The following is an 11,752-nucleotide window of genomic DNA, read 5'->3' as shown; positions in this document are numbered from 1 at the left end:
ACGCCGCGGGGGCGGAGGCGCGCCTCGCGGGCGCGGTGTCCGGGGATCGGTACGGTCCGCGGCATGGACACCCTGATCTTCGGCGGCCTCCTCGCCACGTTCATCGCCATGTGCCGGCAGTCGCCCCGGGCGGTCGTGCTCGGTGCGTGGTGGGTGGTGCTGCTGGCCGTGGTCCTGCTGATGGCGCACCACATCACCGGCGGCCTCGCCCTGAAGCCGAGTTGATGACGGTGGCCGTGATGGAGAGCCTCCTGCGGGAGGAGGCACCGACGGGCGGCCTGCTCGGGCGGGTCCAGTTCTGGTTCGCCTGCGTCTTCGCCGCCGGCTGGACGGCCGTGGTCTGCGGCGGCCTCTTCTACCAGTTCGGGCTGTGGGAGTACCCGTGCCCGCTGTGCGTCGTCCAGCGGATGTTCATGCTGCTGGCGGCCCTGGGGGCGGGCCACATCATCCGCACGGCGCTGACCTGCGGCACGGTCACGGGCCGCGACTACATGATGGGCTGGGGGCTGTCCCTGGTCGCGGTGACCGCCGGTTCCTTCGCGTCGTGGCGGCAGACGATGCTGCACGTCCTGCCCGGTGACAAGGGGTACGGCAGCGAGGTGTTCGGCCTGCACCTCCACGTCTGGGCGTGGATCCTCTTCCGGGCGTCGGTGGTGGCCGTCGGCATCGCCCTGGCCTTCGCCCACTCCACGGCGGACCGCTCCGTCCCGGCGGACGTGCCGGGGCTGCCGCGGACGGTGGGGGTGCTCGCGCTGGGGTTCCTCGGCCTGGTCATCGCCGTCAACCTGGTGGCGGTGTTCTTGGAGGAGGGCTTCCACTGGTTCCTCCCGGACGACCCGGCCCGCTACCGGTTCTTCTATGACGTGGGGATCCTGGGCGGGGGCCGGCCCGCGCCACTGCCGTGAACGGGACGCGCTGACGGGTCGGGCGGGCCTCCCCGGACGGTGGCGGAGATGTTGCCGCCCCCCTCACGCCCGCACAGGGTGGGCGTGCCGGAAGGAGTCGGCATGGGAGTCATGCTCCGCGCCCACCTCGACACGGCTGCCAGCAACGAGGGCATCAAGACCGGCGCCCTGCCGCAGCCCATCAGGACGCTGATGGAGAAGGTCAAGCCGGAGGCGGCCCACTTCGGGCTGCACGAGGGCGTGCGGTCCTTCTGGATGCTCTTCGACCTGCAGGAGAGCGCGCGGATGCCCGCGCTGGTCGAGAGCCTGCTGCTGGAGTTCAACGCGGAGGTCGAGGTCGCTCCGGTCATGAACGCCGAGGACCTGGCGAAGGGGCTGGCGGCCACGGAGTCCTCGCCCTGAGGTCCGGGACGGCTGGGGCGGGGCCGGGCCATCCCGGGCGTTCCGGGTGTGTCGCGCCTGGTTCGCGACCGGAGGCCCGGCATGTCGGCGCATGCCGGCGGTGTGGTCCGGGCCGCCGTCAGCCGGCGTCGCCGGAGGCCAGCTTCTCGGCCTCCGCGCGGCCGGCTTCGGCGGCGCGGTGCAGGTAGTCGGCGATGACGGCGAGTTCGGCGTCGGTGTAGCCCTCCAGTACGGCGCCGAAGGCGCGGCCCGGGGTGTCCCAGGCCGCGGCGATCCGCTCGCGGGCCTCGGCGGAGAGCGAGACCAGCGAGCGGCGGCGGTCGTCCGGGTCGGAGCTGCGACGGACGACGCCCGCCTTGACCAGCCGGTCGACGAGACGGGTCGCGGAACCCGAGGTCAGGCCGGTGAGGCGGGCGATGTCGCCGGTGCTGACGGGGCCGGGCTCCAGGTCGAGGAGGGCGACGCACTGCATGTCGGTGGGGTGGAGTCCGACGTGGTCGGCCAGGGCCTGGTGGAAGACGGAGTAGTCGGCGTGGTGGCGCCGGCTCTCGGTGACGACGCGGGCGAGCAGCTCGGCGCGGCTCCACTCGTCACCCCTACGGGGGACCTTCGTTGACATCGGCTTCTCCGTGCTCCAGATTTGACTGTGTGACGCAGAGACTGTGCAGAGCGGAATCTGCGTCACACGTCCAGTCCGTGGAGTGTAGGGAAAGGAGCCGGTCATGTCGATCCGCGCAGGTGCGCCGAGTCCCCCGGCGGGAGGGGGCGCCGCAGCGTCAGAGGGATCCCGTTCTCGCCACTTGCGCGTACCAGTGGGCGCTGGAGCGCGGTGTGCGGACCTGCGTCTCGTAGTCCACGTGGACGATGCCGAAGCGCTTGCTGTAGCCGTAGGACCATTCGAAGTTGTCCATCAGCGACCAGAGGAAGTAGCCCCCCACCGGGGCGCCGTCCGCCAGGGCGCGGTGTACCGCGGCCAGGTGGGCCTCCAGATAGGCGATCCGCGCCGGGTCGTGCAGGTCCGGGGCGTATGCCGCGCCGTTCTCGGTGACCAGCAGGGGCAGGCCCGGCGCCTCCCGGGAGAAGCGCATCAGCAGGTCGTACAGGCCCGTCGGATCGATCGACCAGCCCATGTCGGTCCGCTCGCCCGGAGGCTGGTGGAAGGCCACGGTGTCGGCGCCCGGCCAGGGGGAGTGGTCCGTGGCGCCGTGGCCGTCCGCGCGGGGCCCGGAGCCGGCGGGAGCCGCCGCGACGACCGCAGGGGTGTAGTAGTTCACCCCGAGGAAGTCCAGCGGGTGGTGGATCAGCGCCTCGTCGCCGGGGCGGACGAAGGACCAGTCCGTCAGGGCCTCGGTGTCCGCGAGGAGGTCCTGCGGATAGGCGCCGTGCAGCAGGGGCCCGGTGAAGATCCGGTTGGCCAGGGCGTCGATGCGGCGCTGCGCGTCCACGTCGGCGTCCGAGTCCGTGAGTGGCCGGACCGCGCTCGGGTTGAGGGCGATCCCGACCTGCGCCGGGGCGGGGAGGGTGGCGGCGGCCAGGCCGTGGGCCAGGTTGAGGTGGTGGGCGGCGCGCAGGGAGTCGGCCGGGGAGGTGCGGCCGGGGGCGTGGACCCCCGAGCCATAGCCGAGGAAGGCGCTGCACCACGGCTCGTTGAGGGTGGTCCACAGCTCCACCCGGTCGCCCAGCACCTTCGCCACCTGCTGGGTGTAGGCGGCGAAGGCGTAGGCCGTCTCCCGTTCCGGCCAGCCGCCCGCGTCCTCCAGCTCCTGCGGCAGGTCCCAGTGGTAAAGGGTCACGCACGGCTTGATCCCGTGGGCGAGCAGCTCGTCCACCAGGGCGTCGTAGAAGCCGATCCCACCGGAGAGCACCCGGGGCCAGGACACCGAGAAACGGTAGGCGCCGAGCCCCAGCCCGGCCATCATCCGTACGTCGTCCCGCCACAGCCGGTGGTGGTCGACGGCCACCTCGCCCGTGTCACCGCCGTGCACCTTTCCGGGCGTACTGCAGAAGGTGTCCCAGATGGAAGGGCCTCGCAGGGAGGCGGCTCCCTCGATCTGGAAGGCCGCTGTGGCCGTGCCCCAGAGGAACCCGTCCGGGAACGTCAGTCTTTCCGTCGGCACACTCGTCATCCCTTGACAGCTCCCTGCATGATGCCGCCCACGATCTGGCGGCCGAAGAGGAGGAACACCAGCAGCAGCGGGAGCGTGCCCAGCAGCGCACCCGCCATGATCACCGACTGGTCGGGGATGTACCCCCGGCCCAGCCCGGTCAGGGCCACCTGCACCGTCGGGCTGCCGTTCTGGGTCAGCGCGACGATCGGCCAGAAGAAGTCGTTCCAGGCCATCACGAAGGTCAGCATGGCCAGCACGGCCATCGCCGGCCGGGCGACGGGGAACACCACGTGCCACACGACCCGCAGCGAACTCGCCCCGTCCGTGCGCGCCGCCTCCACCAGCTCCATGGGCAGGGCCTGCGCCAGGTACTGCCGCATGAAGAACACGCCGAACGCGGACACCAGGGTCGGCAGGATCACCGCCTGGAGCCGGTCGGTCCACGACAGCTCCGCGATCAGCATGTACAGCGGCACCACGCTCAGCTGCGGCGGGATCAGCATCGTCCCGACCACCAGCCCCAGCAGCAGCCGGCTGCCGCGGAAGCGGAGCTTGGCGAAGGCGAAGCCCGCCAGGGTGGAGAAGATCACCGTTCCCGCGGCGACGGTACCGGCCACGATCACGGTGTTCAGCAGGGCCGTGCCCATGTTGGCGTCGGTCCAGGCGACTTGGAGGTTGCGGCCCAGGTTCCCGCCGAACCAGAACGGCGGCGGGGTCTGCGCCAGTCGCGTATTGCTCCGGGAGGCCGCGATGGCCGTCCAGACCAGGGGGAAGAGCGAGCCCAGGGTGAACAGGGCCAGCACCACGTAGGTGAACCTGCCCGCGCGCAGGGATCTCATCGGGAAGCCCCCCGTCCGCGCAGCAGCCGAGCCGCGCCCGCGATGACCAGCAGGATCAGGAACATCGCCCAGGCGATGGCCGAGGCCCGCCCGAGGTGCAGGTTCACCCAGCCCTGCTCGTACAGGTACAGGCCGAGCGTCTGGAACTGGTGATCCGAGCCGCCCGTCGCACCCGCCCCGCCGTTGAACAGCAGCGGCTCGCCGAACAGCTGGGTCGCCCCGATCGTCGAGACCACGCAGGTGAACAGGATCGTCGGCCGCAGCGAGGGCACGGTCACGTGCAGGAACTGCTGCCAGCGCGAGGCGCCGTCCAGTGCCGCCGACTCGTAGAGCTCGCCCGGCACGGCCTGCATCGCCGCCAGGTAGATCAGCGCGTTGTAGCCGGTCCACCGCCAGACCACGATGGTGGAGACCGCCAGCTGCGAGGCGAAGGTGCCGTTCTGCCAGTCCACCGGTCCCAGACCCACGGCGGACATCGCCCAGTTCACCATCCCGTAGTCCCGGCCGAAGAGCAGCACGAAGACCAGCGTGGCCGCGGCCACCGAGGTGGCGTAGGGGGTGAGCACGGCGACCCGGAAGAAGGCGGAGCCGCGCATCTTGTAGTTCAGCAGATGCGCCAGACCGAGCGCGATGGCCAACTGCGGCACCGTGGACAGCAGTCCGATGGTGACGGTGTTGCGCAGGGCGTTCCAGAAGAACTCGTCGTCCCACAGCCGGGTGAAGTTCTTCAGCCCGACCCACGTCATGCTGTCCGGATCGGTCAGCTCCACCTGGTGCAGTGCCGCCCAGCCCGTGTACAGCAGCGGGAACAACCCGAAGGCGGCGAAGAAGAGGAAGAAGGGCGCCACGAAGGCGTAGGGGCTCCAGCGCAGGTCCCAGCGGTAGCGGCGCGAGCGCCACACCTGGCCCCGGCCGCCCCCCTCCGCCGCCGGCCCCTTCGAGCCGACGGCGGAAGGGGAGAGGACAGCCGTCTCGTCCGTCACCTGGACCTCACTGATCCAAGGCGTTGTCGATCGCCTTCACCGCGGCCTCCCAGCCCTCCTGGGCGCTGCGGCCCTTCTGGTCGACCTGGAGCATGCCGATGTCCGCCAGGTTCTGCGCGATCACCAGGTCCTTGGGGCCGACCACCGTCACCGGCACGCCCTCCGCCGCCCTGGCGAAGATCTCGCCGATCGGGGCCCCGCCGAAGTAGGCGTGCTGCGCCCCCGCCACCGCCGGCAGCTTGTAGGCGGCGCTCGCGCTCGGGAAGCTGCCCCGCTTCTCGAAGAGCTTCGCCTGCTGCGCCGGAGCCGTCAGCCAGGCGGCCAGCTTCGCCGCCTCCTCGGCGTGCTTCCCCGCCTTCGGCACGATCAGGAACGAACCGCCCCAGTTGCTCGGCTTCGGCGCCTGCGCCACGTCCCACTTGTCCTTGCCCGCCGGGCCCGCCTTGTCCTGGATGTAGCCGAGCATCCAGGCCGGGCAGGAGACCGTGGCGAAGGAGCCGTTGGAGAAGCCCTGGTCCCAGGCCGGGGTGAACTGCTGGAGCTTGGCGCTCAGCCCCTCGGCCGCGAAGGAGGCCGCAAGGTCGAAGGCCCCGCGCACCGCCGGGTTGGTCTTGTAGACGACCTTGCCCTGCTCGTCGTAGTACCGCTGCCCGCTGCTGCCCGTCACCGCCGCCATCACGCCGGATGCGGAGTCCACGAAGGCCTTGCCCTCGCCGGCCTTGGCCTTGTAGGTCTTGCCCGCCTCCAGGTACTTGTTCCAGTCGCCCGCCCACAGCGCCCCGACCGCGGCCCGGTCGGTGGGCAGCCCGGCCGCCTCGAAGAGGTCCTTGCGGTAGCAGATGCCCTGCGGCCCGACATCGGTGCCGAGGCCGACCGTGGCCCCGCCCTTCGCCGTGCCCTGCGCCCACTTCCAGGGCAGGTAGGCGGACTTGTCCACCCCCGGCGCCTTGCCCAGGTCCACCAGCTTGTCGGCCTGGGTGGCGGTGATCTCGGCGATGTTGTTGACCTCGACGGCCTGGATGTCGGCGAGTCCGCTGCCCGTCCCCAGGTGGGTGAGGAGCTGCGGGTAGTAGTTCTCGTTCCGCTCGATCGACGTCTGCTCGATGCGTATCCCGGGGTTCTGGGCCATGTACTCGTCGTAGAGCCCGGCCTCCTGGAGACCGAACGCGCCGAAGACGCCGACGGTCAGAGTGGTCTTGGCCTTGTCACCGGCCGGGGCGCCGCCTTCGGACTTCTCCTGCGGATCCTGCGCACACCCCGCGAGGAGCAGCGCCGCAGCTCCCACCGCGGTCACTGCCGTGGCAAGGGTTCTTCGGGCTCGGGCGTGGGCTCGCATGTGCATCCTCCCTGAAGGACGGAACGTGCCTGATGTCGTGTGACACACTGTGGGAGCGCTCCCACACTCGTCAAGGGGTAGATTCACACTCGGGAGGAATCAATGAAGGCGCACGGGGGCAGTAGGGGACGGCCGACCCTGGAAGAGGTCGCGGCGCGCGCCGGGGTCGGGCGCGGCACGGTCTCCCGGGTGATCAACGGTTCCTCCAGGGTCAGCGAGCACGCCAGGAGCGCGGTCGAGGCGGCCGTCGCCGAGTTGGGGTACGTGCCCAACCGCGCGGCCCGGGCGCTGGCGGCCAACCGGACCGACGCCATCGCCCTGGTGATCCCCGAGCCGGAGGCCCGCTTCTTCGCGGAGCCGTACTTCTCGGACGTGGTCCGCGGAGTGGGCGCCGCACTCGCCGAGACCGACGTGCAGCTCGTCCTCACCCTGGCCGGCAGCGACCGCGAGCGCCGCCGCCTCTCCCAGTACCTCTCCGGCCACCGCGTCGACGGCGTGCTCCTCGTCTCCGTGCACGCCGGCGACCCGCTGCCGGAGCTGCTGGCCGAGCTGGGCATCCCGACGGTCATCAGCGGGCGCCGCTCGGCGGCCGAACCCCTGCCCTCGGTGGACTCCGACAACCTGGAGGGCGCGGCCGAAGCCGTGCGCCACCTGCTCGGCCGGGGCCGCCGGGCCATCGCGACGATCACCGGACCGCAGGACGTCTACGGCGCCCAGTGCCGCCTCGACGGCTACCGGCAGGCCCTGGCCGCCGCCGGGCTCGAGGCCGACGAGGAACTGATCGCGGCCGGCGACTTCACGGAGGAGGGCGGGCGCCGGGCCATGCGCGGGCTTCTTCAACGCAGGCCCGGTCTCGACGCGGTCTTCGCGGCCTCGGACGTCATGGCCGCGGGCGCCCGGCGCGAGCTGCGCGCGGCCGGCCGCCGGATCCCGGAGGACGTGGCACTGGTGGGCTTCGACGACTCGGTGGTGGCCCGGCACATGGACCCGCCGCTGACGAGCGTGCGGCAGCCGATCGAGGAGATGGGCCGGACCATGGCCCGGGTGCTGCTGGCCAGGATCGCCGGGGAGGCCGAGCCGGAGTCCGCCGTCGTGCTGCCGAACCGGCTGGTGGTCCGGGAGTCCTCCTGACCCGCCGTGCGGGGTGGAAACGGGAAGAGGGGCCTTCCTGTCCGCTCACGCGGACGGAAGGCCCCTCTTCCTTGCAGGGTGAGTGACGGGACTTGAACCCGCGGCCACCTGGACCACAACCAGGTGCTCTACCAACTGAGCTACACCCACCATGTCCGGTCGGAGAACCGACCGGCCGAAGAAAAGGGTACAGGGTCCGGGAGGGTGCTCGCTCCCCCCGGCCGCGCCCCGGCTCCGGGTCGGCTCGGCCCTGTCGTCGAAGTCCCGGCTGGCCCGCGACGCCCGGCACCGCACCCCGCCGCGTTGTCGGGGCGCCCGAGTACCTCCAGTACACGGGCGCCCCTTTGCCGTGCGGTGCACGGCACCGGACGCCGAGGGCCTGACCGGCGCCACTGTGACGACAGGAGCTAGTGGGCGGGTTCGGCGGGCAGCACGTACTTGGCGGCGATGCCGCGGGCGGTGTCGGAGTCGGGCCCGGGCTGCGGGACGAAGACCGCCTCCCGGTAGTAGCGCAGCTCGGCGATGGACTCCCGGATGTCCGCCAGCGCCCGGTGGTTGCCGTTCTTCGGCGGGCTGTTGAAGTACGCCCGCGGGTACCAGCGGCGTGCCAGCTCCTTGACCGAGGACACGTCCACGATCCGGTAGTGCATGTAGCTCTCCAGCGCGGCCATGTCGCGCAGCAGGAAGCCGCGGTCGGTACCGACCGAGTTCCCGCACAGCGGCGCCTTGCGGGGCTCCTTGACGTGCTTGCGCACGTAGGCCAGGACCTGCGCCTCGGCGTCCGCCAGGGTCGTCCCGCCGGCCAGCTCGTCGAGCAAGCCGGAGGCGGTGTGCATCTGGCGCACCACGTCGGGCATGGTCTCCAGGGCCGCGTCCGGCGGGCGGATCACGATGTCCACGCCGTCGCCGAGCACGTTGAGATCCGAGTCGGTGACCAGTGCGGCCACCTCGATAAGTGCGTCGTCCGTCAACGAGAGCCCGGTCATCTCGCAGTCGATCCACACCATGCGATCGTTCATGTGTCCCACCTTATGCGGTCGGCTCGGGGCCGGACCGCATCAGCGGAAGGTCCCCCATCGGCGGTGACCGGTGGAGGACCTTCGCTCGTCGCACCCGTTGTGCGGGTTACGCGTGTTCCCGCAGGACCCGGCCGGGGGCGTAGAGCTCCGTCACCGTCGGGCCCGCCGCGGCCAGGGCCGCCGCCGCCCGCTGGGGCTGCGGAGTGCGCTGGTGCGGCACGGGGCTCTCCGAGAGCTGGGACACCTGGGCCACGTCGCCCTGCGGCCGCCGAGCCCGGTAGGCCGAGCGGTAGGCGGCCGGGGAGGACCCGAGCTGCCGCCGGAAGTGCCCGCGCAGGGCGACCGGCGAACGGAACCCGCAGCGTCCGGCGACCTCGTCGACGGAGTAGTCGGAGGTTTCCAGCAGCCGCTGGGCCTGGAGCACCCGCTGCGTGATCAGCCACTGGAGCGGCGCGCTGCCGGTCAGTGAGCGGAACCGCCGGTCGAAGGTGCGCCGGCTCATGTAGGCGCGGGCAGCCAGGGTCTCCACGTCGAACTGCTCGTGGAGGTGCTCCAGCGCCCACGCGACGACCTCGGCCAGCGGGTCGGCACCGATCTCCTCCGGCAGCGACCGGTCGAGGTAGCGCTCCTGTCCGCCCGTGCGGCGCGGCGGCACGACGAGCCTGCGGGCCAGGGCCCCGGCCGCCTCGCTGCCGTGGTCCGTGCGCACGATGTGCAGGCACAGGTCGATTCCGGCCGCGGTGCCCGCGGAGGTGAGGACGTCCCCGTCGTCGACGAACAGCTCGCGCGGATCGACGTGGACGGACGGGTAGCGCTTGGCCAGCGTCGGCGCGTACATCCAGTGCGTCGTCGCGGGCCGCCCGTCGAGCAGGCCGGCGGCGGCGAGCACGAAGGCCCCCGTGCACAGTCCGACGATCCGGGCGCCCTCCTCGTGCGCCAGACGCAGTGCGTCGAGCGCCTCCGGAGGAGGTGGCGAAGTGATGGAACGCCATGCGGGCACGACGACCGTCCCTGCCCGGGCGATCGCCTCCAACCCGTACGGCGCGGTCAGTTCGAGTCCGCCGGTGGTCCTGAGCGGACCGTCCTCACCGGCGCACACGAGCAGTCGGTAGCGTGGAACTCCCGCGTCCTGCCGGTCAATGCCGAACACGGAGAGTGGAATGGAGCTCTCGAAGATCGGTCCGCCGCTGAAGAGCAGCACCGCGACGATCTCCCTGCGGCGACGCCCCGCGAGCTTCCTGCCGGCGTCCGCGACGACGGCGGTGGAATCCTGGCTCATGGCGCTAAGCCCCCCTTGGGTGTCGCGACTCCTTGGTCTGGTCGCACCTGCACGTTTCCCCTCGGCCTTGCACGTGGATCCCCCGCCGTAAAAGCATGATCGAATCTACTGCGTCCCGTGGTGTCGGCGTGACAAGTTCAGCACGCAGCGCTATGTCGACTTCTCAACTTGGCGAAAAGCATTCGATCAGTAAGCGTTCCGCTCCGCTACCCGCGTGGGAAGGGTCTCGTCCGGTCGTGGCCAGTACCCGTAGGGTCGCCGCGCGCTCCGGTGGTTGTCGTCGCTGGTGGTGGGGGGGTTGGGGGGACATTCCGGCAAGAGGGGCATCCTGCCGGGAAGTTGGCTGAAAACGTGCGGGTGTGGGTGTGCGAATGAGTCAGTCGTGCGGGGTCGGCCCCGTGCGGGGGCCGGAGCCGCCGCAGACGCGATGTGCACCCGTCCCGCCGCCGCGCGAGTGCCGGCCGCGCGGCCCGGCCGGCGGGCGTTCCCTCGTCCGGACCGGGGCGGTGGTTCGTTCCATCCGCTCCGAGTGGCGCAGCAGCGCCCGGCAGGCCGCCGTCACGGCGAGGAGGCCCAGCGTGGCGACCGCCGCCCCGCCGAAGGAGGTCCCGTACACGACCAGGACGACGGGGACGAGCAGGCAGCTGAAGGCGGCCCAGCGCACCACGTCACCCGCGGGGTCGTCGGAACGGCGCTGGGCGGGACGCACGGACGGGTGAAGGACGGAGGGCGGGGGAGAGGAGTGCGGCGGGGCGGCGGCGGTGTGCGGGCGGGCGGGCTGCGTCGGCTGAGCTGGCTGGACGGGGTGTACCGGATGGCCGGGCACGGCGTGCTCCCTGCGGGCTCTTCCTGGACGGTCGGACCCGTGTCCAACGCCGTCCGGCCGGGCTCGGTCACTGCGCGCACGGGTGGCGCCGGGCCCCGTCGTCACTGGCTGTAGGGGGCAGCGGCCATTGCCAAGGCGCGCTCGCTCCGGCATGCTCCCTGGGACGCTCTCCAAGGGCGGCAAGCCCTGTGCAGGACAGGCGTGTCGCCGTACCCTGGTGGGTAGGGGCTGGGGAAGATGCTTCCCGGACAGAGCTCCGTCACCCAGCGTCGCCGAATTTCCCCCTGTTGCTTCCTCCAAGGACCTCCTCGCCGAGACACCCATGGCCGGTCACGAATTCTCCGAACCCGCGGACCGCAAGCGCAAACGGGTCGCCGATCCCGCGTCGGCCGCCGATCTGCGCGCGGTGGAACAGACGCGCCACCCGTGTGATCCGGCCTTCCGGCACGGGGTGGTCGTGGGATTCGACGGTTCCACCTCCAGTGAGCGCGCGCTCGCGTACGCGATCGGCATGGCCCGTCGCTCCGGTTCCGGCCTGATCATCGTCCATGTGGCCAACCGGCTGCCCACCACCGTCTGGGCCGGCTGCGAGCCCCCCGTCTTCGTGGACGTTCCGGACCACCGCACCGAGGTGCTCGGGCTGGAGCTCGCGTGCGCGGACTACTTGGCCGAAGTGCCATGGATCCTGGTCGAGCGGGGCGGTGACATCTGCCATGAGCTGGAGGAGGTCGGCCGGGAGTATTCGGCCGACGCCATCGTCGTGGGCTCCACGCACGGGATCGTGGGCCGGCTCTTCGGGTCGGTCGCGGGCCGGCTGGCCAAGCGCGCGCAGAGACCCGTCGTTGTCATTCCGTGACCCTCTGTTAAGTGGCTTGTGCGGTTGTGCACCCCTGTAAAGGGTAGATAAATGCTGCTGGGACGCAG

General features: G+C 71.5%; 13 protein-coding genes and 1 tRNA gene. 5 read left to right on the top strand and 9 right to left on the bottom strand.

What is annotated here, in order from left to right:
• Positions 1-63 precede the first annotated feature (63 nt).
• The 3 genes from AC07FY_RS29320 to AC07FY_RS29310 all read left to right on the top strand — a co-directional run bounded on the left by AC07FY_RS29320 (position 64) and on the right by AC07FY_RS29310 (position 1,307).
• Entirely contained in the window at positions 64-225 is a 162-nt protein-coding gene (locus AC07FY_RS29320) for a DUF5993 family protein (RefSeq protein ID WP_479012204.1), read from the top strand.
• 14 nt (positions 226-239) lie between these two features.
• Positions 240-905, top strand: a complete 666-nt coding sequence (locus AC07FY_RS29315) for a disulfide bond formation protein B (protein WP_479012201.1) — start codon at positions 240-242, stop codon at positions 903-905.
• A gap of 102 nt (positions 906-1,007) precedes the next feature.
• Positions 1,008-1,307 (top strand): hypothetical protein, encoded by a 300-nt coding sequence (locus AC07FY_RS29310; protein ID WP_479012198.1) that lies wholly within the window; start codon positions 1,008-1,010, stop codon positions 1,305-1,307.
• 118 nt (positions 1,308-1,425) lie between these two features.
• Here the strand turns inward: AC07FY_RS29310 and AC07FY_RS29305 are convergent, their stop codons facing one another.
• The 5 genes from AC07FY_RS29305 to AC07FY_RS29285 form a co-directional block, all read right to left on the bottom strand.
• On the bottom strand, positions 1,426-1,926 hold the full coding sequence (locus AC07FY_RS29305) for a MarR family winged helix-turn-helix transcriptional regulator (protein ID WP_479012195.1): 501 nt from the start codon (positions 1,924-1,926) through the stop codon (positions 1,426-1,428).
• Positions 1,927-2,083: 157 nt separating this feature from the next.
• On the bottom strand, positions 2,084-3,433 hold the full coding sequence (locus AC07FY_RS29300; protein ID WP_479012192.1) for a GH1 family beta-glucosidase: 1,350 nt from the start codon (positions 3,431-3,433) through the stop codon (positions 2,084-2,086).
• Positions 3,430-4,254, bottom strand: a complete 825-nt coding sequence (locus AC07FY_RS29295; protein WP_479012189.1) for a carbohydrate ABC transporter permease — start codon at positions 4,252-4,254, stop codon at positions 3,430-3,432. Before AC07FY_RS29295 ends, AC07FY_RS29300 begins: the two co-directional genes overlap by 4 nt.
• Positions 4,251-5,237 carry a carbohydrate ABC transporter permease gene (locus tag AC07FY_RS29290; RefSeq protein WP_479012186.1) on the bottom strand — a complete coding sequence of 329 codons (987 nt, stop codon included), beginning with the start codon at positions 5,235-5,237 and terminating at the stop codon, positions 4,251-4,253. The genes AC07FY_RS29295 and AC07FY_RS29290 overlap by 4 nt, the downstream gene beginning before the upstream one ends.
• A 7-nt stretch (positions 5,238-5,244) precedes the next feature.
• Complete coding sequence (locus tag AC07FY_RS29285; RefSeq protein ID WP_479012183.1) at positions 5,245-6,573, bottom strand: ABC transporter substrate-binding protein; 1,329 nt, start codon at positions 6,571-6,573, stop codon at positions 5,245-5,247.
• Positions 6,574-6,675: 102 nt separating this feature from the next.
• On the opposite strand from AC07FY_RS29285, the gene AC07FY_RS29280 reads away from it, so the two are divergent.
• Positions 6,676-7,704: a LacI family DNA-binding transcriptional regulator gene (locus AC07FY_RS29280; RefSeq protein WP_479012180.1), complete on the top strand. Its 1,029-nt coding sequence runs from the start codon at positions 6,676-6,678 to the stop codon at positions 7,702-7,704.
• Positions 7,705-7,781: 77 nt separating this feature from the next.
• Here the strand turns inward: AC07FY_RS29280 and AC07FY_RS29275 are convergent.
• From AC07FY_RS29275 to AC07FY_RS29260, 4 genes are all read right to left on the bottom strand, one after another.
• Positions 7,782-7,854 (bottom strand) — tRNA-His (locus AC07FY_RS29275).
• A 257-nt stretch (positions 7,855-8,111) separates the two neighbouring features.
• A complete protein-coding gene (gene orn, locus AC07FY_RS29270) occupies positions 8,112-8,723 on the bottom strand; it encodes an oligoribonuclease (protein ID WP_479012178.1) in 612 nt (203 codons plus the stop codon).
• Between the two features lie 106 nt (positions 8,724-8,829).
• The gene (locus AC07FY_RS29265) at positions 8,830-10,002 is read right to left on the bottom strand and encodes a helix-turn-helix domain-containing protein (protein ID WP_479012175.1); all 1,173 of its coding nucleotides are present in this window, start codon (positions 10,000-10,002) and stop codon (positions 8,830-8,832) included.
• Between the two features lie 376 nt (positions 10,003-10,378).
• Positions 10,379-10,828 carry a hypothetical protein gene (locus AC07FY_RS29260; RefSeq protein ID WP_479012172.1) on the bottom strand — a complete coding sequence of 150 codons (450 nt, stop codon included), beginning with the start codon at positions 10,826-10,828 and terminating at the stop codon, positions 10,379-10,381.
• 322 nt (positions 10,829-11,150) lie between these two features.
• On the opposite strand from AC07FY_RS29260, the gene AC07FY_RS29255 reads away from it, so the two are divergent.
• On the top strand, positions 11,151-11,684 hold the full coding sequence (locus AC07FY_RS29255; protein WP_479012169.1) for a universal stress protein: 534 nt from the start codon (positions 11,151-11,153) through the stop codon (positions 11,682-11,684).
• The last annotated feature ends 68 nt before the right edge of the window (positions 11,685-11,752 follow it).

The organism is Streptomyces sp. NPDC045967 (assembly GCF_056430495.1).
The sequence above is the reverse complement of the archived record's forward strand: the minus strand, read 5'-3'. Positions and strand labels throughout refer to the sequence as shown.

Bases quoted from the DNA above. Each gene is read 5' to 3' on its own strand.
- AC07FY_RS29320 (WP_479012204.1), top strand. From the start codon at position 64: ATGGACACCCTGATCTTCGGCGGCCTCCTCGCCACGTTCATCGCCATG.
- AC07FY_RS29315 (WP_479012201.1), top strand. From the start codon at position 240: ATGGAGAGCCTCCTGCGGGAGGAGGCACCGACGGGCGGCCTGCTCGGG.
- AC07FY_RS29310 (WP_479012198.1), top strand. From the start codon at position 1,008: ATGGGAGTCATGCTCCGCGCCCACCTCGACACGGCTGCCAGCAACGAG.
- AC07FY_RS29305 (WP_479012195.1), bottom strand. From the start codon at position 1,926: ATGTCAACGAAGGTCCCCCGTAGGGGTGACGAGTGGAGCCGCGCCGAG.
- AC07FY_RS29300 (WP_479012192.1), bottom strand. From the start codon at position 3,433: ATGACGAGTGTGCCGACGGAAAGACTGACGTTCCCGGACGGGTTCCTC.
- AC07FY_RS29295 (WP_479012189.1), bottom strand. From the start codon at position 4,254: ATGAGATCCCTGCGCGCGGGCAGGTTCACCTACGTGGTGCTGGCCCTG.
- AC07FY_RS29285 (WP_479012183.1), bottom strand. From the start codon at position 6,573: ATGCGAGCCCACGCCCGAGCCCGAAGAACCCTTGCCACGGCAGTGACC.
- AC07FY_RS29280 (WP_479012180.1), top strand. From the start codon at position 6,676: ATGAAGGCGCACGGGGGCAGTAGGGGACGGCCGACCCTGGAAGAGGTC.
- orn (WP_479012178.1), bottom strand. From the start codon at position 8,723: ATGAACGATCGCATGGTGTGGATCGACTGCGAGATGACCGGGCTCTCG.
- AC07FY_RS29265 (WP_479012175.1), bottom strand. From the start codon at position 10,002: ATGAGCCAGGATTCCACCGCCGTCGTCGCGGACGCCGGCAGGAAGCTC.
- AC07FY_RS29255 (WP_479012169.1), top strand. From the start codon at position 11,151: ATGGCCGGTCACGAATTCTCCGAACCCGCGGACCGCAAGCGCAAACGG.